Below are 19,466 nucleotides of genomic sequence, written 5' to 3' on the forward strand. Positions count from 1 at the left end.
GTCACCGGTCAGTCAGTCCTGCGAAAGCCCCGGCATCCGCCGGGGCTTTTTTGTTGCCGGTAAACGCTTCGCCGCGTTGCAGCGCGGCGAAGGCGCGGGCAGCGCGCGTTTGCGCCCGCGCCCGAACCACTGCATTATGACAATCTGGAATTGGCGCATGATCCGGAAAAGTGGGTACCGGTTTTCCGACAAGGTCATGCGCAAAACGGAGAAATGAGATCATGAGGCGACCTTTCAGGTCGCCTCATGATCTCAAACTGCAATCGGAGACAAGATGGCTTCCGCTCCCATCAAATTCGGCGTCGGTCAAAGCGTGCGCCGCAAGGAAGACGACGCGCTGATCCGCGGCAAGGGCCGCTATACCGACGACGTCGCGCCGCAGCCGGCGTTGCATGCGCTGGTGCTGCGCTCGCCGCATGCGCACGCAAAATTCACCATCGATGTCGCCAAGGCCCGCGCGCTGCCCGGCGTGGCGGCGATCCTGACCGCCGATGACGTCAAGGACCTCGGCGATCTGCCCTGCCTGTTCAACCTCGAGGATAATCCGTTCACCGGGCCGCCTTACCCGATCCTGCCAAAAGACGAGGTCCGCCATGTCGGCGATGCCGTCGCCTTCGTGGTGGCCGACACCATCGACCAGGCTCGCGACGCGATCGAGGCGATCGAGGTGAACTGGACGCCGCTGCCGGCCGTGGCGGGCGTCGTCAACGCGTTGAAACCGGGCGCGCCACAGGTCTGGCCCAACCATGCCGGCAACGTATTGTTCGACGTCGGCATCGGCGACAAGCAGGCGACCGACGCGGCGTTCGCGAAGGCGCATGCGGTCGCCGAGATCAGGATCGTCAACCCGCGCGTCATCACCAATTTCATGGAAACGCGCGCGGCGGTCGTCGAATACGACGCCAAACGCGACCATCTCACCATGACCGTCGGCAGCCAGGGCAGTCATCGCCTGCGTGAAATCATCGGTGGCATGGTGTTGAAGATGCCGCTGGAAAAGATGCGGGTGATCTGCCCCGACGTCGGCGGCGGCTTTGGCACAAAGCTGTTTCCGTACCGGGAATACGCACTGCTCGCAGTCGCCGCGAAGAAGCTGAAGAAGACCGTCAAGTGGACCGCCGACCGCTCCGATCATTTCATGGGCGATGCGCAGGGCCGCGATAACGTCACGACGGCGCGGATGGCGCTCGCCGAGGACGGAAAATTCCTTGCCATGGATGTCGACCTGATCGGCGACATGGGCGCGTATCTGTCGACCTTCGGGCCCTACATCCCGCATGGCGGCGCCGGCATGCTGCCGGGCCTCTATGACATCCAGACCTTCCACTGCCGCGTGCGCACCGTCTTCACCAACACGGTGCCCGTGGACGCCTATCGCGGCGCCGGGCGCCCGGAAGCCGCTTACGTCGTCGAGCGTCTGGTCGATGCCGCTGCCCGAAAAGTCGGGATGACGCCGGATGCGATCCGCCGCAAGAACTTCATCCCGCCGAAAGCGCTGCCCTACAAGACCGTCACCGGCAAGGTCTACGATTCCGGCGATTTCACCGCGCACATGAAGCGCGCGATGGAGGTCGCAGGCTGGAAGGAGTTTCCCAAGCGCGCCAAGGCCGCCAGGAAGGAAGGCTTGGTGCGCGGCATCGGCCTTGCGAGCTATGTCGAGGTCTGCGGCACCATGGGCGATGAGACCGCCAATGTAGCGCTCGATCCCAACGGCGATATCTCGATTCTGATCGGCACCCAGTCGAGCGGGCAGGGGCATGCGACGGCCTACGCACAGCTCGTCGCCGAGCAGTTCGGGGTGCCGCCGGAGCGCGTGCATGTCCTGCAAGGCGACACCGACAAGATCGCCACCGGCCTCGGCACCGGCGGGTCGGCCTCGATCCCGACCGGCGGCGTCAGCGTCCAGCGCGCGACGCAGGAGCTTGGCAACAAGCTGAAGGAGCTCGCGGCGCAGGCGCTGGAAGCCAGCGCCTGCGATATCGAGATCAGCAACGGCAATCTGCGCATCGCCGGTACCGACCGTTCGATCAGCTTTGCCGATCTGGCAAAGCGTCCCGGCGCCGATCCCGACAAGCTCAATGCGAGCGCCACCTTCAATCAGGCCGACGGCACCTATCCGAACGGCACGCATCTCGCCGAAGTCGAGATCGACCCCGCAACCGGCATCATCAAGATCGTCAGCTACGTCATCGTCGACGACTTTGGCGTCACGCTCAATCCGCTGATGCTGGCCGGCCAAGTACATGGCGGCGCCATGCAGGGCATCGGACAGGCCCTGATGGAGCAGGCGGTCTACAGCGACAAGGACGGCCAGCTCGTCACCGGCACCTTCATGGACTATGCGCTGCCGCGCGCCTCCGACGGGCCGTCCTTCCACTTCGAGACCCACAACGTGCCCTGCACGACCAATCCTTTGGGCGTGAAGGGCGCGGGCGAGGCCGGCGCGATCGGCTCGTGTCCGGCGGTGGTTAACGCCATCATCGAGGGGCTGCATCGCGAGTACGGCATCGACCACATCGATATGCCCGCGACCGCCGAGCGGGTCTGGATCGCGATCCGGGAGGCGCAGCGCCGGCACACGCTCTGACGTTTGCCGCTGCCCCTGGAATGAAACACCACACGTGGTGTTGAAGAGATGCGGCGTCGCGCCAACTGGCGCGGCGCACGTTGGATCAGGAATATCCAGCGCAAAAAGAACATGGGGCTGGAAAACGGAGATTTGCCGATGCGTCGAACCATCGTTTTGACAGGAACCCTACTGTTTGCCGCCGGAATGGCACTGGCGCAGAGTCCGCAGGAGCAGGTCGACAAGACCCAGCTCGCGATGAAGTCCAACCTCACGAGTGCGATTGCACTTTCGGACATTGTCAGGGACAAGAAGCCTTACGATCAGGCGGCCGTCGACAAGGCGCTGGCGGAGCTCGATGACGTCGCGAAGCGCTTCCCGTCATTGTTTCCCGAGAGCATCAAGGGGCTGAAGCCGACGAAGGGCGAGTATTCCGCATCGCCGAAGATATGGACCGAGCGGGCGGACTTCGAGGCGCACTCTGCGGCCTTCGTGAAGGCTGTCGCTCAGGCCAAGTCCAACATCAAGGACGTGAACAGCCTGAAGGCGGAATTTCCCGAGATCAACAAGCAATGCATGGCTTGCCACGAAAAATTCCGCGTCAAGGGCTGACGCGGATAACTCGGACGCTGGCAAAACAAGAGGGGCGAATGCATAGCAAGCATCGCCCCTTTGGCGTCGGTCCGGCGATCTTCGTCGTCTCTAACTTGAGCGTTGTTCGTCGCTACTTCGTCACCTGGCCGCGTATTTCGCCGCCCGGATTCGCTGCGGTGTGAATGTTGACGTAGTATTTTCCGGCCATCAGGTCGGCTGCTTGTGCGTCGGTCAGCGTGGCGCTGCCTTCGACTGGGCTGGTGGCGGCATTGGGGATCGGGACGGCGACACCGGCATTCTTGCCGGCTTCGGCCGGCCCGTGGAAATGCGCCATCGTGGCAGGTCCCGAGAGACCGGAATAGGTCACCTTCCAGCTAAGCTTCTTCGACGCCGGGTCGTAGTCGATGTCGGCGGTGCCGGTGCCCGCGCTGGCGTTCGGCGGCACTTGCGACTTGCCGTCCAGCGTCGCCTTCATCTTGTCGGCAAGAGCAGGCCCGGCGAATACAACGGCCGCGCCCAGAGCGAGCGTGGCAAGCATGGTCTTGTTCAGCATGAGCTTCTCTCTCCTGACGTTACACATGGATGTCATCTTTCAAACAGCAGCCCTTTGATTTTATTCCCGGAACAGCTTTTCTTGATCTGAAATTTCAGATGAGCTTGTCGAACGAACTGCGGTCATAATGCATTACCGCAAAGCGCCTGAGGCCGGACATGCTGCGACGTATCTTTCTTGCCGCCATTCTGCTCGCCGCCATCGGCCTCGGCGTGTTCTGGTGGCTGACCATTCCCAAGAGCATCGCGGCCGCCTCGCTGCCGGCCTATCAGCCCAACGTCGCCAACGGCCAGATCATGTTCAATGCCGGCGGATGCTCCTCCTGCCATGCCGTGCCGAACCAGCCGGACCGCACAAGACTCGGCGGCGGACTCGCGCTGCCCTCGCCATTCGGCACCTTCCATGTGCCGAACATCTCGCCCGATCCCAATGACGGCATCGGGCGCTGGAGCGAGGCCGATTTCGTCACCGCCGTCGTGAAGGGGACTTCCCCCTCAGGTACGCATTATTTCCCGGCCTTTCCCTACACTTCCTATGTGCATGCGAAGATCGAGGATGTCCGCGATCTCTTCGCCTATCTGAAAACGCTCGCGCCGGTACCGGGCCGTGTGCGCGACCATGACCTGCCGTTCCCCTTCAACATCCGCCGCAACGTCGGCATCTGGAAATTGCTGTTCATGGACGACAGGCCGTTCACGCCGGACCCCGCGCGCTCGGCGGCATGGAATCGCGGCGCCTATCTCGTCAACGGTTTTGGCCACTGCGCCGAATGCCACAGCCCGCGCAATTTCCTAGGCGGCATCATCGAGGCGCAACGCTTTGCCGGCGGGCCCAATCCGGAAGGCGAGGGGTTCGTGCCGAACATCACCCAGAAGCGTCTCGGCGAATGGAGCGCAAAGGACTTTGCCTATTTCCTCGAGACCGGCGAATTCCCTGACGGCGACTCTGCCGGTGGCTCGATGGCGCGCGTGATCAAGAACACCTCGCAATTGCCCGCGGAAGATCGCGCCGCGATGGCGGAATATCTGAAATCGCTGCCACCGGTGGAGGGGCCGCCGCGGCCGAAGAAGGGCGAAAAGTCCGGATAGGCGCTTTCAAGCGAAGTCTGAAGAAATCGCGTCAAACAATAAGAGCCCCGTTCCGGTTCAATCGCGACGGAAACGGCTCTGGTTGCGCGTTACGGCGTGGTGGCCTGCGTCATCCGCGTCGGCCGGAGCACCGGCGGTGCATCCAGCACCCGCGCGGTCGATGGCCTGTGCGAGGCGATGCGGGCTTGTCTCGCCTTGGCGCGAAGCCGCGTGCGCTCCATGCCGGCGAACGCACGGCCGACATCGTGCGCCGAGTAGAGCGGAAGAAAACCGAGGTCGCGCTGGAGGTCGGTGAGCGCCGGGCGCTTGCTTGCGCCGAGCGAAGCCAAAAACCCCGGTGCGCGGCTTGATGCGATGTCGTCGCCTGCGACAAGGGGAACGGGACCGGCCATCCAGTAGCTCCTGGCGTTTGCCTTGGGCGCGATCGCACTCGTCTTGAAGATCTCATCGGCAAGCGCCGTGCGCTCGTGCCGGCCGGATATCGCCACGGTCTCGATATCCGCCTTGCCGCCGGCCATTCCGACAGTGCTTTCGGCGGCCACCGGAGCCCGCGAGACCACCCCCATCAGCGTGTAGCTCGCCACCAGGATGGCTGCGATGATCGTCGCCGCGATCGTAGAGGAGGCGAAGCGGTGGACCTTTTCGTAGACCTGGCTCGACTTTGTGGGAACGGGCTTGGTCGCGATCGCCAGCAACTGGTCGTAGGTCGCCCGCTGTTCGGCATCGCTGAGGATGTCGTGGGCGCGGACGAGCTGGCGAAACCTCAGTGCGGCTTCGGGATTATCCGGATTGAGATCGGGATGGGTCGCCTTGGCGGCCTTGCGGAAGGCAGCTCTCAAGCCCTCGGCATCATCGTTCGGAAGGGCTCCGAGCAGATCATACAGCGTCCCCATGGCGGTACTCACAACACATTCCCCCACAAAAACCCCCGCCGGAGTTTTTGGTCGACGACTGCGAAGCGCATGATCCGAAAAAACCTGCCCCGCCTTGATGAGGGGTGGGTACCGGCTTCCCTCGCGACAAACGCGAAGCGTTTGCGCGGAGACCATGCTCAACGGGGAGATTTAGTCGAAAAATATCAAGGCTGGACGATGATGGCGGTATGGCGAAACCGTGCCGGGCAGGCGGTCAATTGAGACCATGCCGCGGCTGGAAACGGTTAACTGGTTAATTCCGGCCGGGCCGGATGGCCGCCGGCCCCTCACGCAACGGTCGAGACCGCCGCCAACGCCTCCCGCAGGCGGTTGGCGAGCTCGGCCTTGCGGTAGGGCTTGGTCAGGATGACCGAATGGGGCTGGGCGCGGCCCTGTTCGACCAGCGTCTCCAGCGCATAGCCGGAGGAGAACACCACGGGCAGGCCGGGGCGGATCTGCCGCGCCTGCTCGGCGAGCTCCCAGCCGCTCATGCTGCCGGGCATCACGATGTCGGTGAACAGCAGATCGATGCCGGGGTTGGCCTTGAGCTGCGCCAGCGCGTCGGCCCCGTTGACGGCCGCGATAACCTTGTAGCCCAGCGCTTCCACGCGCAGGACCACGGAGGAGCGCACGAACGGATCGTCCTCCGCCACCAGTATGATCCCGTGGCCTTTCGGGGCCGAGATTTCACCTGCGCTGGTCTCGTCCGTCCACTCGCTTGCGGCGTGCGGCAGGTAGATCCGCACCGTCGTCCCAAGGCCGGCTTCGCTGTGGATGACGACATGGCCGTTCGATTGCTTGGCAAAGCCATAGACCATGCTCAGGCCCAGCCCGCTGCCCTTGCCGACTTCCTTGGTGGTGTAGAAGGGCTCGAACGCGCGGGCGACCACCCCCGGCGTCATCCCTTCGCCGTCGTCGGTCACCGCGATCATGGCGTATAGCCCGGGCGCGACTTCCGGATGCAGGCTGCGATAGCTCGCATCGAGCGCGGCGAGGTCGGTGCTGACGGTCAGATGTCCGCCGGCGGGCATGGCATCCTGCGCGTTGAGCGCGAGGTTGAGCACCGCCGATTCGAGCTGGGCGCGGTCGGCGAAGGCCATGATCACGCCGGGGCTGAACGCCGTCCTGATCTCGATGTTCTCGCGCAGCGTCCGCCGCAGCAGCTTGTGCATGGAATCGAGCAGCTCGTGGCAATCGATCGGCCGCGGTTGCAGCAACTGCCTTCGGCTGAATGCCAGGAGCCGCCGCGTCAGCTCCGCGCCGCGTTCGCCGGACTGGCAGATGTCGTCGGCGATCCGCCGCAGCTCCGGGCGCGATCCGAGCTGCTCGCCGAGATGCTCGGCATTGCCGATGATCACGGTCAGGAGGTTGTTGAAGTCGTGGGCGATGCCGCCGGACAATTGCCCCACCATCTCCATTTTCTGCGCCTGCTGGAGTTGCAGCTCGGTCGATTTGCGCGCGGTGAGGTCGTGGATGATGCCGGCGAAGATCGACTCGCCGTCCTGCCTTGCTTCGCCGACCGAAAGGTCCATCGGGAATGTCGAACCGTCCTTGCGCACCCCCGTGACCTCGCGGCCGATGCCGGCAATCTTTGCCTCGCGCAAGCGCCGGAAGTTCTCGATCCAGCTATCGTCCTGCCCGCCGGATTCGGACGGCATCAGCAGCTTGACGTTTTCATTGATGATCTCGTCGACGCGATAACCGAACAGCCGCTCGCAGGCGGGATTGAACAGGAGGATGCGGCCCTCGGCGTCGATCAGGATGACGCCGTCGACCGCGGTTTCCACCACGGCGGTGAGGCGCGACATGCTCTCGCGCAGCGCGCGCTGGGAGTCGCGCACCTGCTGTAGCAATTGCGCGGTGTCGCGGCTCTTGCTTTCCTCTATCTCGAGCGCGGTCCGCACCTTCTGGAATTCGAACGGCGAGGGGATTTTCAAGAGCTGCGGCAGCAGCGGCCACAGCATGCCGGCGGTGAAGACCGACGCGGCGGCGGTCGCCGCCTTGACCAGCCCCTCGATGCCGTAGATCGGCTTCCACAGCGTGACGATCGAGAGCACATGGGTGAGGCCGCAGGCCGCGATGAAGATCGCGAACGCCCAGTACACCCATCCGAATTTCAGGTCGCGCCGCTTGATGACGAAGATCGCCAGCGCAAACGGAATCGAGAAATAGGCCATCGCAATCAGCGCGTCGGAGACCACATGCAGCCAGATCAGTTGCGGCTCCCACAACAGGCAGATGCCGTGCGGGGAAAACATCGAGGAATCGAGGAGACGTTCGAAGAAGGCCCACATGGTCGTACCCGCAATCTCGCCGCGTATCGGATCAGGCTATCGCGTGCGCGCGTTCGCCGCGAGAGGGAACCCTCGGCGTTGTCGGCAGTGGGGTGCGGGATCGGTCGATGCGGAGGGAGGCTGCGCGCTATGCCCGCGCCGGGAGGTTAGGCCGGGCATCGCAAGGCGGCAGGCGATTCGTGCGTCGAAGGGACGGCGGGCGCGGCCTGCCGCCTGCCGTCCCTGTTCGCTCAGGAAAACGTATCGATCATGTTCGCCTTGGTAAGCGCCGCCTTGCGCGCCGCCATCCACTCTTCGGCGAACTTTGCGGAATCGGACGACGGGTTGCCCTTGATGAACTCGTTCCAGGCCGCGATCAGCACGTCCTGCCGCTTGAGCAGCGCGTTGTTGTGCTTCTCCTGGTCGTCGCTCCAGGCGCCGGCTTCCTTGAACGCCTTGACCGCGCCCTTGTGCACCGGCACCGCCCAGTTCTTCGCCTGCGTCTTCACCGCAAGGCCGCTGGCGCCGGGCGCATTGTCCTTGAAGCCGTCGTAGCCGTCGATCATCGCCTTGACGAGGTTGTAGACGTCGTTCTCGGACGCGCTGCCATAGACGCTGTAGATCGGATAGGGATAGGTCCCCATCTGGATCGGCTTGTCCTTGGAGAATTCGCCGGCGCCGCAGCTGGCGTTATGCTCGGTGAAGTACGGGCCGACCTTGCGCATGCGCTCCCAGCCCGCCTTGTCGGAGAACGGCATCGCCGGCCAGGTGATGCCGCGCGGCGAGGTCTGCAATTCCTTGGCGGGCCCGGAGATGGTCGAACCGAACACCGCATCGGTATCGTTATTGACCATGCCCTTCCACATGGCGTTGTTGCTGGCGAATTCGACGATCTTGACGTCCTTTGCCGTCAGATTGGCAAACGCCAGCACGGCCAGCGCATTCTGGTTGAGCGCGGGCGAGCCAACCACGAAACCGACACGCTTGCCCTTCAGGTCCGCATAGGTCTTGACGCCGATGTCGCCGGCGACCGCCAGCGAAAGGCCGTTGCAGTCGAGCGAGCTCAGGGTGATCTGGAGCGGCTGCGGGCCCCATTCGCGGGTCGCGAACTCGAATACGCCTTCCTGCGCGAAATAGACGCCGACGCCCATCGCCGAGATGCTGGCGCGGCCGACGCGCAGCGGCTGTAGGCGGGCGACGTCGTTGCCGGCCGGCAGCACGCGCACGTCGCTGCCGTACTTGTCCTTCATCATCTTGCCGACGGCCACCGTGATGTTGAAACCTGATGTGCCGGTGTCATAGGCCGTCATCGTCACCGTCGGCGGCAATTTCACCTGCGCCAGCGCGGCCGGTGCCGCGACCGCACTTGCGGCCAATGCAACAGAAGCAAGTCGTGCGATCTTCGCGATCATCCCATTTCCTCCCTTGGAATTTTTTGAGCGATGTTTCGCGACCTGCTTTTTGCAGGCTCTTGCTTTTGAAGGTGCCCGGCGAGGGCCGATCAGCCGCCGCCGAACGCCTTGAAGGTGATGATGGTGTGGGTGTCCTGGATGCCGGGAATGACCTGCACCCGTTCGTTGACGAAGTGGCCGATGTCGGTCTCCTTGTCGACGTAGAACTTCACCAGCAGGTCGTAATGGCCCGCGGTCGAATAGATCTCGGAGGCGATCTCGGCTTCCGCCAGCGCATTCGCGACCGTGTAGGACTGGCCGAGCTTGCATTTGATCTGGACGAAAAAGGGCACCATCGCGAACGTCTCCAGGAAGCGGATTTCGAGGCCAATAGAGCCAAATCGGGGCCCCGTGGCAAGGCGGCTTGATGACGCCCGCGTGAGGGGGTAGGACAGATCATGACCCTGTTTCCGTCAGCCAATTCCGCGCAGCAATGACGCCGGTAGCGCTCACCATCGCCGGCTCGGATTCTTCCGGCGGCGCCGGTATTCAGGCCGACCTGAAGACCTTTGCCGCGCTCGGCGTCTACGGCGCTTCCGTCATCACCGCGCTGACTGCCCAAAACACCACCGGCGTCACCGGCATCCATCAGGTGCCCGCACCGTTCGTCACTGCGCAGATCGACGCCGTGTTTGCCGATCTCGCCATTGGCGCGGTCAAGATCGGCATGGTGGCAGACCTCGCGGTGATCGATGCGATCGCCGCCGGCCTCGACCGCTGGTCGCCAAGGCATGTCGTGCTCGATCCCGTGATGGTCGCAACCTCGGGCGATCGCCTGCTGGCGGCGGAAGCGGTGGATGCCTTGCGCACAAAATTGATTCCACGCGCCACGCTGATCACGCCCAACCTGCCTGAGGCCGCCGCGCTGCTCGACGAGCAGATCGTAGCGAGCGAAAGCGGCATCGCCGCGCAGGGAAAACGCCTGCTCGCGCTCGGCTGCCGCGCCGTGCTGGTCAAGGGCGGCCACGGGCAGGGCCCAGAGAGCACCGATTATTTTGTGACCAGCGCCGGCAGCATCGCGCTCCCAGCCCCGCGCATCAACACAAAGAATACCCACGGGACCGGCTGCTCATTGTCGTCGGCCATCGCTGCGGGACTTGCGAAGGGCGACGATCTGGAAACCGGAGTGCGCAACGCCAAGGCCTGGATCAGCGCCGCGATTGCTGCCGCCGACCGCTTTGCCGTCGGCCACGGCCATGGCCCGGTGCATCACTTTCACAAATTCTACTAGCTTGGTTTCTGCTAGCCTGGTGCGTGAGGCCAGCGGCGCTGCCGCTGGCTCCGGCTTCAGAAGCGGAACCGCAATCCGACCGTAGGGGCGATGTTGTTGCGCTGGAGAAAGCCGAAGGCCAATCCGCCATTCACTTGCGTGAACATGATTCCGGAATAGAGATCCCACTTTGGCGCGAACCGCCAATCGACTGCGGCAGAGATCGCGTCGAAAGTCCCGGCGCATTGCGCGTGCTCTCTGCCGAAACAGGGGGCGGGTCCGCCGGCAGCGGTGCCGAAGAAGGAGTTCTGGATATAGTGGTAGTAGGCGCCGATCACATCCAGATTCTCGGTAACAGCGTACTTGGCGCCGACCCACATGACCTGCAAATTCCTGTTGCCGAGGCCGTTCACGCCGAACGCGGTATTGTTGATGGTCGTGTTGTTGAACGCCTGACAGTTCAGGCAAACAAAGTCTCCCGCGATATCGGTAAAGCCGGTCTGCGGATTGCTGGGCGCCATGTATCGAATGTGTTCGTAACCGGCGTATGCCTTCAGCGGTCCGTCGGTGTACTTGGCCACAAGCATCACGGCTTCATTGTTGGAAATCTGCGCCGTGAGCGCTTGCGGCAGGAACGGGGGTATCGGCGCTCCACTGGCGTCATTCGTTCCCGGCCCAAGGGAGAGCGACACGGAATCTCTGACAAAGCTGTAAATCGCGTCGACCGAGAGCACACCGCTGCCCCACGTCGGGATATCGGCGCCAGCCTGGAACTGATACGCGCCATTGGAGGCATTATTCTCGGCGTAGCCGCCGAACTGCCATAGCGCCGCCGCCCGGAACTGGCCGACCTTGATCCGATACTTCAGCGACGTCGAGTTTCGGCAGTTCTGGGTATTGCCGCCGCCGCAGGTTATTCCCTGGAAGCCGATGGGCGAGAAGCCGTAAGAGGCGCCGAACGGGTCATAGTCGAAGACCGCATCGAGCGTCAGCGAGTTCTGCCGGAAAACGGTCAGGGTGCCGTAGGTTGGAGAACTGAGGCCGACATAACCCTGTCCGTTGAACCACTGGCCCGCGCGGCTGGAATCGGAATAGGCGGTTGCGAAATTCTGGGGAATGCCGGCGTTCGCGGCGACCGATCCCGGCCCGTTGGAGAAGCGCAGGGAATAAGGGTCGAACCCGGCATCCAGCGCAAAGACGACGGAGACGTTCCCGCCGATCGGCTCAGTTCCCTTGATGCCGATGAATGAGTTTGTCAAAGCGTTGGGCGCAGGGCCCCAGAGCGGTGAATTGTTCTGCTTCTGGATCAAGTATGACGCGCCGACGGCGGATCGTGGGTCCCACGGCGCGCCGTGACTCTGCCAACCGAACCCCGCGTCAATCGCGCCGTAGACCGTGATACCCCGCCAAGTCAGCTGGCAGTCGGTCGCAACAAAGTCCCAACCGTCGGTGCAGGGCTTGGGCGTGGAAGCCGCCGTTGCCGTGGAAGCAGCGGTTGGAGCGGCGTCGGCGGCCGATGCTTCCGGTCCGCAGGAAGCCATACCGGCTGCGATGATCGCCACCGCGAAAAATGCCGTGCTTTGCACTGCGAGCCTCCCTGGCTCAACAATGCACGATTGTAGGGGCGCAAAATTGGCCGGCAAGCAAAGTGCGGGCTCAATGCGGTGAGATGTCGGACGATTTCCGGTCGGCGTGGCTGTTGCGCCACACTCATCGGAAGAGGCGGACGGGTTCAGCGCCGCGGCCGTTGCCGGGTGCTGCCGACGGACCGCTTTGCTGTCGGCGATGATCGCTTTCACAAGTTTTGCTGATTGCGATCTCCGCGGCTGCTTCGTTGTCGCGGGACGACACCTTTCGGCAGTTCCAGTCGTGCCTTCAGCCGCGGTGCCGCGAAATCGAGGAAGGCGCGCAATTTCACCGGCATGAAGCGGTTGGGCGAATACATGAGGCTGATGGGCAGCGGCGCCGGCTGAAAATTCTGGAGCAACGGCACAAGTTCTCCCGATCTGATGGAATCGGCGACCTGATAGGAAAACACCACCGTGATCCCGAGACCCGTGCAGGCGGCATCGTGGGCCGATTCGAGGTTGCTCACGACCAGTCGCGATCGTACCGGCACGACATATTCGGTCCGATCCCGTTCGAACCGCCAGGTGTCAGGCTGCTGGATCGGCGGAAAGGTGATGCAGTCGTGAGTCGAAAGGTCGTCCGGCGATTTGGGCGTGCCGCGGGATTTCAGGTAGGCCGGGCTTGCACACATCACGCGGCTGATGTCGCCCACCCGCACGGCGATCAGGCTGCTGTCGGCGTGAGGGCCGATGCGAAGCGCAACATCGATGTGCTCCTCGAGCAGGTTGACCGCCTGATCCAGCAGGCTGAGCTGAACGTCGACTTCCGGAAACGCCGCCAGAAACTCCGTCAGCACCGGCTGTAGATGCAGGCGCCCGAGCGCGACGGGTGCCGATACGCTCAGCTCCCCGCGTGGCGTCGTGTACTCGCCGGAGGCCGCGCGTTCGGCCTCCGTCACATCAGCGAGGATTCTCTTGGCAGCCGCGATGTAGGAGCGGCCCGCATCCGTCGGGACCAGTGCGCGGGTCGAGCGGTTGAACAGTTTCGTGCGCAGATGCGCTTCGAGCTCGGACACTTTCCGGCTCACGGTCGCGAGCGGCATGTTCTGCCGGCGCGCCGCAGCCGACAGGCTGCCGGCCTCCGCGACCGCCAACACAATCGACATGCCCTCGAAACGGTCCATGGGATGTTTCCATTTTTTGGAAGAATGCATCTCGATTTTGCCAGATACCCAGCATTTTCGGAAGGACTTATTCAGGCCTGGAAGCAACCGATTTCAGCCAACCACATGGAGACGAACATGAGCATCACCCAAGCCAAAGGCACCGCCCTCATCACCGGCGCATCGACCGGCATCGGTGCGATCTACGCCGATCGCCTGGCCAGGCGCGGCCACGACCTCATCCTCGTCGCGCGCAACAAGCAGCGGCTCGCCGCCCTCGCGCGCAGGCTCGCCAACGAAACCGGGCGGAAGGTGGCGACGGTCGAAGCCGATCTCACGTCCCCAGCCGATCTCTCGCGCGTTGAGAGCATCCTGCGGACCGATGCGGGCATCTCCGTGCTGGTCAACAATGCAGGCGTCGGCGCTACCGATCCGCTGGTTGTCTCGGACGTCGAAAAGATGGACGAGATGATCCGCCTGAACGTCACCGCGCTGACGCGGCTGACCCATGCGGCGGTCCCGGGATTTGTCGCCCGCGGCAACGGCACGATCATCAATATTGCGTCGATCGTCGCGATCGCGCCGGAGCTGCTGAACGGCGTCTATGGCGGCAGCAAAGCCTTCGTGCTCGCGTTCAGCCAGTCGCTCATTCACGAGCTCGCCGGCAAGGGTATTCGCGTGCAGGCGGTGCTGCCGGGCCCGACGGCCACCGAATTCTGGGATGTCGCCGGCATGCCCGTTCACCAGCTCCCGGCACAGATCGTGATGTCGGGGGATGACCTGGTCGATGCTGCTCTCGCGGGCCTCGACCTCGGCGAGACCGTCACCATTCCGTCGCTGACGGACAAGGCGGAGTGGGATCGTCATGAAGCGGCGCGGCTTGCCATGTCGGGCAGGATCGCGAGCACGATCCCGGCGCCTCGCTACAACCTGCAAAAGCACGATCGGTTGAGCGCCTAGCCGGCGCAGCCGTTTCGTTCAGCCAGACCCATTCTTCTCGGCATTCTGCCGGTCGTGCCGAGAGAACCATCGAGCTAATGCTCGAGTGCGTTCCTTCACCTGCCGGCGGACAAGGAGAAGTACCATGACTACGAGAACTGAAGTTGCCGTGTCACCCATCGCCAGTCCGGTCCTGTCGCTGAGGCCGGGCGTAAGCTGGCGCGATCAGGCCGAGCGCCTGCTCGCGCACGCGGAGCCGATCAGCCGGGCTGCCCTCTATTTGTCGCTCGCGATCATCTACGCCTGGTTCGGCGGAATGAAGTTCACCGAGTACGAGGCCAACGGGCTCGTGCCGCTGGTGGAGAACAGCCCGCTTGTGAGCTGGTTCTATGCGCTGCTTTCGGTGCGAGGCTTTTCCAATTTCCTCGGCGTCCTCGAACTCAGCATCGGGCTGTTGATCGCGCTCAGGCTGGCAAGCCCGATCTTCTCGGCGGCGGGTGGCCTGCTGTCGGCCGGGCTGTTCGTCACCACCGTCAGCTTCATGATCTCGACGCCGGGCGTCGTGGTGCCCGAGCTCGGGGTGCCGGCGATCTCGGTCGCACCGGGTCAGTTCCTGCTAAAGGACATCGGCCTCTTCGCCGCCTCCTTCTGGGTGTTCGTCGACTCGCTGAAGGAAGTGGTCCGCAAGTGATCAGCGGGCCTTGCAAGATGAAGGCTATGCGCGTCGGGCTGCGGCAGCGGGTGACTGCTGTTCGCGACCGGCGCGCGCCCTTCTGGGCGGCGGTGTCTGGTTCGTGTAGTAACGACGGTTCGATCGCCTGCGACCAACCGGCCGGGCATAGCGAGATGATTTTAATGGACGCCTTGACCTGGTTCGGCCTGTTCGCCGTCACCGCCATGCTCGTCACTTACGCCCTCGAACACCGCAGCCACTGGATGATCCTCGCTTTCGCCGCCGCGTGTGCCCTGGGATCGGTTTATGGTTTCCTACAGGGCGCCTGGCCGTTCGGTGTGATCGAAGCGATCTGGGCCGGCGTTGCCGCCCGCAGATGGCAATTGGTACGCCGCTAGCTCTTGCCCTTGGTCTTTGCGAGATAGTCGACGATCGCAGTTACGTCGGTCGGATCGATCGGCGCCTTGTAAACGTTGATCATCTTGCGAACCTCGGCTTCCCAGGTCGCCCGCGGCAGCGCCGGCTGGTTCAGCACCATGTCCGTGGAGTGACAGGCGAGGCAATTGTTGTTGATCGCGTCCGCCGCCTTGCCACCCGGAAACAGCGCATCGCCTGCGGGCAGATCGACAGTTGTCGATGTGATCATCGGCTGTTCCTGGACCCGGGCCGGCGTCGAGACCAGCAGCGCTGTCGTCAAACAGGCCGCTGCAATGATTGGCTTGCGCATGACCGTCTCCTAGACCGCATTGACCTGAACAGCTTCGACGACATTGCGCATGAAGCCGCTGTTGTTCCAGTTCGGCTCGTTCGGCTGCGCCTCGCCGGCCAGATTGGTGCAGCGGGCCATCAGCGCGTGGTTTCCCTTCTCGGAGAACGAGATGGTGCCTTGCCACTGCCGGAAGCTGTACTTGCCATGGTCCGTTCCAAGCGTCGTCGTTTGCCAGGATTTGCCTCCGTCGGCGGAAATCTCGACCTTGGCGACGCCGGTATCGCCGCCGAAGGCGATGCCTCGCACCGGCCGGGGTGTATTCACCGGGATGGCGGCGTCCGCAGCGTAATTGGTGATGAACGAACGCGGCACCATGCGACTGATCGGAACCATCTTCACGCCGGTCTGACCGGGAGCGATATCGGCATGGGGCGTATCGGGAATGGTGTAGGCGACCGCCATCCAGTAATTGTCGTCGGGCTTGTCCAGCACCTCGATATCGCTGAGCATCTTGACCCAGTAGGTTGAATACCAGCCGGGGACGATCAGCCGCAGCGGAAAGCCGTTCAGCAGCGGGAGCTGCTCTCCGTTCATGGCGAAGGCGATCATCACCTCGCCGTCGCGGGCGTGGTCAATGGCCAGCGATTTTCTGAAGGCTGGTGCATCTGGCATGACCGCCTCGTCCAATCCCTTGAAGCGGACCTGGATTGCGCCACCCTTGACGCCGGCACGGTCCAGTACGTCCTTCAAGCGGACGCCCGCCCATCTGGCGTTGCCCATCGCGCCATGCGCCCACTGCGCGCCCGGCACGCGCGGCAGGAAGAGGCCGCGCGAATTGCCGGAACATTGATTGACGGCAGCCAGCTCGACCCGCGGCAAGCGAAGTATGTCTTCAATCGAGAGCGACAGCGCATGGTCGACGTGCCCCCTTACGGAGAGCCTGAAGCTGTTCACGTCGACCGAATTTGGAATCACCGACCAATGCCAACGGACGTAGAACTGATCGTTCGGCGTGAATGCCCCGCGATCGAATACTTCCATTGGCGTCTCGAGCAGCGGCGGCCGGCTTCGCTGTAGGATCATCGCGGCCTTCTGCGGGAAATCGGCCGTGAGCGGCCGTTCGCGAGGATCGCTCGGCAACGGCAGTTTGACCAGTTGGTCCGCAAACGCCGGCAGCGAGGCGAGGGAGATGCCTGCAATGCTGGCCTGGCGAAGCAGCGAACGCCGCGACAGGACGCGGCCGAATGCCGATGCATTGCGATGAGTGGTCTTGTCCGGCAAACTTCCTGCGAAATGGCGGTCGTGCTGCGAGGTCATGGGTGCGCTCCTGGCGGACGGAGGATCGAAAAGAACATGCTGCACCGGCAATCCAATGATGGTTTTTCATTTCGAACGGGCGTACTCGTTAGCGCCATCACACCCCCGTGACTTCGGCGGCGCGGGCACGGTGTTCGGAATTGGGACTGACGATCTTGCCGCTCTGTTTGCTTGATCGAGGCATTTTGCCCGACAGGCGATCCGCAGCCGTGAAAGTTTCGCGATAGTCCCGGACTGCCGCCAGCGCCGCCGTTGATCCATGTCAAGGGGCTTGCATTCGTCGGTGACAAAGACTGGACTATGGCAGTCAAAGTCAAAGATCTGTCTCATCCTCAACATGACGCGTCCGGCGGGTCGCGCCGCAACCGATTGCGAGAATGGAATGCCCGATTGCGCCATGCGACCCTTGATCCTCACGGCTGCACTGCTCCTGGCCATGCTCGTTGCAGGCAGCCCTTCGGTCGGTGCGCAGACCCTCAAGGCCGTCAAGGAACGCGGCGCGCTCAATTGCGGGGTCGGGCAGGGGTTGCTGGGTTTTTCGAGCCAGGACGACAAGAACAACTGGACCGGTCTTGATGTCGATGTTTGCCGGGCGATGGCAGCCGCCATCTTTGGCGATCCCGCCAAGGTGACGTTCGTTCCGCTCGACGCTTCCTCACGCTTTACCGCGTTGCAGTCGAACGGGATCGACGTGTTGTCGCGCAACTCGACCTGGACCATGTCGCGGGAGACTTCGCTTGGCCTGATGTTCGCGGGCGTTGCCTATTATGATGGCCAGGGTTTTCTGCTGCGTCGCGAGGCCGGGATCGACACCGCCCTACAGCTTGGCGGCAAGACGGTGTGCACGCAGAAGGGCACGACCACCGAGCTCAATTTGTCGGATTACTTCCGCGCCAAGGACATGCCGCTGAAGGTGCTGGCCTTCGACAGCGCGGAAGAGAGCCGCACGGCCTATGACGAGCGCAAGTGCGATGTGCTGACAAGCGACGTTTCGCAGCTCTACGCGGAGCGCCTCAAGCTCGCGGCGCCCGACAGCCACATCATCCTGTCGGAAGTCATCTCGAAAGAGCCGCTCGGGCCGGCCGTACGGCAAGGCGACGACCAGTGGTTCAACCTGATCAAGTGGACGCTCTATGCGCTGATCAACGCCGAGGAGCTCGGCGTCAAGTCAGCGACGGTCGACGAGGCGGTCAAATCCGCCAATCCCGACGTCCGGCGCCTGGTCGGCAGCGAGGGTGAATTCGGCCCGCAGCTAGGCCTCGATAAGGATTGGGCCGCGCGCGCCGTTCGGGCGGTCGGCAATTACGGCGAGATCTATGAGAGAAACGTCGGAACGCAATCGCGTCTCAGCATCCCGCGCGGACTCAACGCGCTGTGGACGCAGGGTGGGATCCAGTACGCGCCTCCCGTCAGGTAGGGGCAAGCCATGAATGTGGACTATTACGCGCTGTTGAAGAAGGCCGTGGCGGGCAAGGATGCCGTTGCGCGCGAGGCGATCTACAAGGATGCCTTGAGCCTGATCAGGCGGTCCCAGCTCACCCGCGACGCCGCGGCTTCGCACAACGCCGCGCTCGAGGAGGCCATCCAGCAGATCGAGGATGAGCTTGCCCCTCGTGAAGCCAGATCCGCCGCCGAAATCAGCGAGGTGTTGGCGCCGGAAAGAAACTGGCGGCCGCTGATGATCGCGGCTTCCGCCCTCGTTGCCGCTGTCGTGCTGTCGGCGCTGGTCTTCGGCTATGTCTACAGCAAGGGTCCCGGCATCGGCGCCGCCGTGACCGCGTCATCGCAAAAGCCGACGCGCGGACGCGAAGATGTTGTCATGGCTGATCTGAAGCCCGGCGTCGACGGCGGCTCCAGCGGCGAGGGACTGCCTTTCGCGTATCAGCGGCAGGTGGTGTTCTATCGCACCACCGTCGTTCCCGGGTCGATCGTGGTCGATCGTGAGAACCGCTTCCTCTATTTGATCGACGCCAACAATTCGGCGCGCCGCTACGGCATCGGCCTCGCGCAGGAGTGCCAGAAGGGCGGCAGCTTCTTCCGCGTCGCCGACAAGCTCGAATGGCCCGTCTGGAAGAGTCCAGGCGCGAGCATGAAGGACGCGTTACTCGCATCGACCGGCCGCCCCGGCAGTCCGCTGGGTGCACGGGCGCTGCTGCTCGACAAGCCCGGCATGCTCATTCATGGCACGAATTCCCCGAAAACCATCGGCCATTTGGTGGCGTCCGGATGCATCCGCCTGGTCAACGACGATATCGAAGATCTGTACCGGCGGGTTTCTGTGGAGACGCGCGTGGTGTTTGTGAGCTGACCGCAGCAGGGCGGTGAGTTTGAAACATGCGGACGAGGCCCCGCAGCCGTTAACCTTCGTTACCAACTATCCCCAAAACCAACAGCCCCGTCATTTCACGGACGCCGCATGCGCGGGTTCCGCCGGCCGATGTCGCCAGA

19 protein-coding genes are annotated in these 19,466 nt (G+C 63.4%); 9 read left to right on the forward strand and 10 right to left on the reverse strand.

The window, feature by feature from the left end; all coding sequences use genetic code 11:
* Window position 1: 1 nt before the first annotated feature.
* Window positions 2-223 (reverse strand): hypothetical protein, encoded by a 222-nt coding sequence (locus tag JQ628_RS01910; RefSeq protein ID WP_212218305.1) that lies wholly within the window; start codon window positions 221-223, stop codon window positions 2-4.
* Between the two features lie 51 nt (window positions 224-274).
* Between JQ628_RS01910 and JQ628_RS01915 the strand changes: the two genes are divergently transcribed.
* Both JQ628_RS01915 and JQ628_RS01920 read left to right on the forward strand, forming a co-directional pair.
* Window positions 275-2,587, forward strand: coding sequence for a xanthine dehydrogenase family protein molybdopterin-binding subunit (locus JQ628_RS01915; protein WP_212218308.1), 2,313 nt, complete (start codon window positions 275-277; stop codon window positions 2,585-2,587).
* Window positions 2,588-2,725: 138 nt separating this feature from the next.
* Window positions 2,726-3,178 (forward strand): c-type cytochrome, encoded by a 453-nt coding sequence (locus tag JQ628_RS01920; RefSeq protein ID WP_212218311.1) that lies wholly within the window; start codon window positions 2,726-2,728, stop codon window positions 3,176-3,178.
* 112 nt (window positions 3,179-3,290) lie between these two features.
* On the opposite strand, the gene JQ628_RS01925 is transcribed toward JQ628_RS01920, so the two are convergent.
* Window positions 3,291-3,713, reverse strand: coding sequence for a CHRD domain-containing protein (locus JQ628_RS01925; protein WP_433996094.1), 423 nt, complete (start codon window positions 3,711-3,713; stop codon window positions 3,291-3,293).
* Between the two features lie 158 nt (window positions 3,714-3,871).
* Between JQ628_RS01925 and JQ628_RS01930 the strand changes: the two genes are divergently transcribed.
* Window positions 3,872-4,801: a c-type cytochrome gene (locus tag JQ628_RS01930; protein ID WP_212218314.1), complete on the forward strand. Its 930-nt coding sequence runs from the start codon at window positions 3,872-3,874 to the stop codon at window positions 4,799-4,801.
* A gap of 89 nt (window positions 4,802-4,890) precedes the next feature.
* Here JQ628_RS01930 and JQ628_RS01935 read toward each other — a convergent pair whose 3' ends face one another.
* From JQ628_RS01935 to JQ628_RS01950, 4 genes are all read right to left on the reverse strand, one after another.
* Complete coding sequence (locus tag JQ628_RS01935; RefSeq protein ID WP_212218317.1) at window positions 4,891-5,694, reverse strand: J domain-containing protein; 804 nt, start codon at window positions 5,692-5,694, stop codon at window positions 4,891-4,893.
* Window positions 5,695-6,002: 308 nt separating this feature from the next.
* Window positions 6,003-8,009: a PAS domain S-box protein gene (locus JQ628_RS01940; protein WP_212218321.1), complete on the reverse strand. Its 2,007-nt coding sequence runs from the start codon at window positions 8,007-8,009 to the stop codon at window positions 6,003-6,005.
* A gap of 230 nt (window positions 8,010-8,239) precedes the next feature.
* On the reverse strand, window positions 8,240-9,400 hold the full coding sequence (locus JQ628_RS01945) for a TAXI family TRAP transporter solute-binding subunit (RefSeq protein WP_212218324.1): 1,161 nt from the start codon (window positions 9,398-9,400) through the stop codon (window positions 8,240-8,242).
* Window positions 9,401-9,489: 89 nt separating this feature from the next.
* Window positions 9,490-9,735: an Lrp/AsnC ligand binding domain-containing protein gene (locus tag JQ628_RS01950; protein WP_212218327.1), complete on the reverse strand. Its 246-nt coding sequence runs from the start codon at window positions 9,733-9,735 to the stop codon at window positions 9,490-9,492.
* 137 nt (window positions 9,736-9,872) lie between these two features.
* On the opposite strand from JQ628_RS01950, the gene thiD reads away from it, so the two are divergent.
* A complete protein-coding gene (gene thiD, locus JQ628_RS01955) occupies window positions 9,873-10,670 on the forward strand; it encodes a bifunctional hydroxymethylpyrimidine kinase/phosphomethylpyrimidine kinase (RefSeq protein ID WP_212218330.1) in 798 nt (265 codons plus the stop codon).
* Window positions 10,671-10,726: 56 nt separating this feature from the next.
* Here the strand turns inward: thiD and JQ628_RS01960 are convergent, their stop codons facing one another.
* Window positions 10,727-12,448 (reverse strand): porin, encoded by a 1,722-nt coding sequence (locus JQ628_RS01960; RefSeq protein WP_212218333.1) that lies wholly within the window; start codon window positions 12,446-12,448, stop codon window positions 10,727-10,729.
* On the reverse strand, window positions 12,445-13,401 hold the full coding sequence (locus tag JQ628_RS01965) for a LysR family transcriptional regulator (protein ID WP_212218336.1): 957 nt from the start codon (window positions 13,399-13,401) through the stop codon (window positions 12,445-12,447). The genes JQ628_RS01960 and JQ628_RS01965 overlap by 4 nt, the downstream gene beginning before the upstream one ends.
* Window positions 13,402-13,524: 123 nt before the next feature.
* On the opposite strand from JQ628_RS01965, the gene JQ628_RS01970 reads away from it, so the two are divergent.
* The 3 genes from JQ628_RS01970 to JQ628_RS01980 all read left to right on the forward strand — a co-directional run bounded on the left by JQ628_RS01970 (window position 13,525) and on the right by JQ628_RS01980 (window position 15,390).
* Entirely contained in the window at window positions 13,525-14,340 is an 816-nt protein-coding gene (locus JQ628_RS01970; protein WP_212219313.1) for an SDR family NAD(P)-dependent oxidoreductase, read from the forward strand.
* Between the two features lie 124 nt (window positions 14,341-14,464).
* Window positions 14,465-15,010, forward strand: a complete 546-nt coding sequence (locus JQ628_RS01975) for a YkgB family protein (RefSeq protein WP_212218339.1) — start codon at window positions 14,465-14,467, stop codon at window positions 15,008-15,010.
* 164 nt (window positions 15,011-15,174) lie between these two features.
* The gene (locus JQ628_RS01980; protein ID WP_212219316.1) at window positions 15,175-15,390 is read left to right on the forward strand and encodes a hypothetical protein; all 216 of its coding nucleotides are present in this window, start codon (window positions 15,175-15,177) and stop codon (window positions 15,388-15,390) included.
* On the opposite strand, the gene JQ628_RS01985 is transcribed toward JQ628_RS01980, so the two are convergent.
* Window positions 15,387-15,719 carry a cytochrome c gene (locus JQ628_RS01985; protein WP_212218342.1) on the reverse strand — a complete coding sequence of 111 codons (333 nt, stop codon included), beginning with the start codon at window positions 15,717-15,719 and terminating at the stop codon, window positions 15,387-15,389. The genes JQ628_RS01980 and JQ628_RS01985 overlap by 4 nt on opposite strands.
* A gap of 9 nt (window positions 15,720-15,728) precedes the next feature.
* Window positions 15,729-17,018 (reverse strand): molybdopterin-dependent oxidoreductase, encoded by a 1,290-nt coding sequence (locus JQ628_RS01990; RefSeq protein WP_212218345.1) that lies wholly within the window; start codon window positions 17,016-17,018, stop codon window positions 15,729-15,731.
* A 397-nt stretch (window positions 17,019-17,415) separates the two neighbouring features.
* Between JQ628_RS01990 and JQ628_RS01995 the strand changes: the two genes are divergently transcribed.
* Both JQ628_RS01995 and JQ628_RS02000 read left to right on the forward strand, forming a co-directional pair.
* The gene (locus JQ628_RS01995; RefSeq protein WP_212218348.1) at window positions 17,416-18,435 is read left to right on the forward strand and encodes an amino acid ABC transporter substrate-binding protein; all 1,020 of its coding nucleotides are present in this window, start codon (window positions 17,416-17,418) and stop codon (window positions 18,433-18,435) included.
* Window positions 18,436-18,444: 9 nt separating this feature from the next.
* Window positions 18,445-19,326, forward strand: a complete 882-nt coding sequence (locus tag JQ628_RS02000) for a L,D-transpeptidase (RefSeq protein ID WP_212218351.1) — start codon at window positions 18,445-18,447, stop codon at window positions 19,324-19,326.
* The last annotated feature ends 140 nt before the right edge of the window (window positions 19,327-19,466 follow it).

Source organism: Bradyrhizobium lablabi, from assembly GCF_018129385.1.
GTDB lineage: Bacteria > Pseudomonadota > Alphaproteobacteria > Rhizobiales > Xanthobacteraceae > Bradyrhizobium > Bradyrhizobium lablabi_C.

Excerpts from the sequence above, each read along its gene's own strand:
- JQ628_RS01945 (WP_212218324.1), bottom strand. The coding sequence starts at position 9,400 with ATGATCGCGAAGATCGCACGACTTGCTTCTGTTGCATTGGCCGCAAGT.
- JQ628_RS01925 (WP_433996094.1), bottom strand. The coding sequence starts at position 3,713 with ATGCTGAACAAGACCATGCTTGCCACGCTCGCTCTGGGCGCGGCCGTT.
- JQ628_RS01965 (WP_212218336.1), bottom strand. The coding sequence starts at position 13,401 with ATGGACCGTTTCGAGGGCATGTCGATTGTGTTGGCGGTCGCGGAGGCC.
- JQ628_RS01910 (WP_212218305.1), bottom strand. The coding sequence starts at position 223 with ATGATCTCATTTCTCCGTTTTGCGCATGACCTTGTCGGAAAACCGGTA.
- JQ628_RS01920 (WP_212218311.1), top strand. The coding sequence starts at position 2,726 with ATGCGTCGAACCATCGTTTTGACAGGAACCCTACTGTTTGCCGCCGGA.
- JQ628_RS01935 (WP_212218317.1), bottom strand. The coding sequence starts at position 5,694 with ATGGGGACGCTGTATGATCTGCTCGGAGCCCTTCCGAACGATGATGCC.
- JQ628_RS01985 (WP_212218342.1), bottom strand. The coding sequence starts at position 15,719 with ATGCGCAAGCCAATCATTGCAGCGGCCTGTTTGACGACAGCGCTGCTG.
- JQ628_RS01930 (WP_212218314.1), top strand. The coding sequence starts at position 3,872 with ATGCTGCGACGTATCTTTCTTGCCGCCATTCTGCTCGCCGCCATCGGC.
- JQ628_RS01940 (WP_212218321.1), bottom strand. The coding sequence starts at position 8,009 with ATGTGGGCCTTCTTCGAACGTCTCCTCGATTCCTCGATGTTTTCCCCG.
- JQ628_RS01995 (WP_212218348.1), top strand. The coding sequence starts at position 17,416 with ATGCGACCCTTGATCCTCACGGCTGCACTGCTCCTGGCCATGCTCGTT.
- JQ628_RS01975 (WP_212218339.1), top strand. The coding sequence starts at position 14,465 with ATGACTACGAGAACTGAAGTTGCCGTGTCACCCATCGCCAGTCCGGTC.
- thiD (WP_212218330.1), top strand. The coding sequence starts at position 9,873 with ATGACGCCGGTAGCGCTCACCATCGCCGGCTCGGATTCTTCCGGCGGC.
- JQ628_RS01915 (WP_212218308.1), top strand. The coding sequence starts at position 275 with ATGGCTTCCGCTCCCATCAAATTCGGCGTCGGTCAAAGCGTGCGCCGC.
- JQ628_RS01980 (WP_212219316.1), top strand. The coding sequence starts at position 15,175 with ATGGACGCCTTGACCTGGTTCGGCCTGTTCGCCGTCACCGCCATGCTC.
- JQ628_RS02000 (WP_212218351.1), top strand. The coding sequence starts at position 18,445 with ATGAATGTGGACTATTACGCGCTGTTGAAGAAGGCCGTGGCGGGCAAG.
- JQ628_RS01990 (WP_212218345.1), bottom strand. The coding sequence starts at position 17,018 with ATGACCTCGCAGCACGACCGCCATTTCGCAGGAAGTTTGCCGGACAAG.
- JQ628_RS01950 (WP_212218327.1), bottom strand. The coding sequence starts at position 9,735 with ATGGTGCCCTTTTTCGTCCAGATCAAATGCAAGCTCGGCCAGTCCTAC.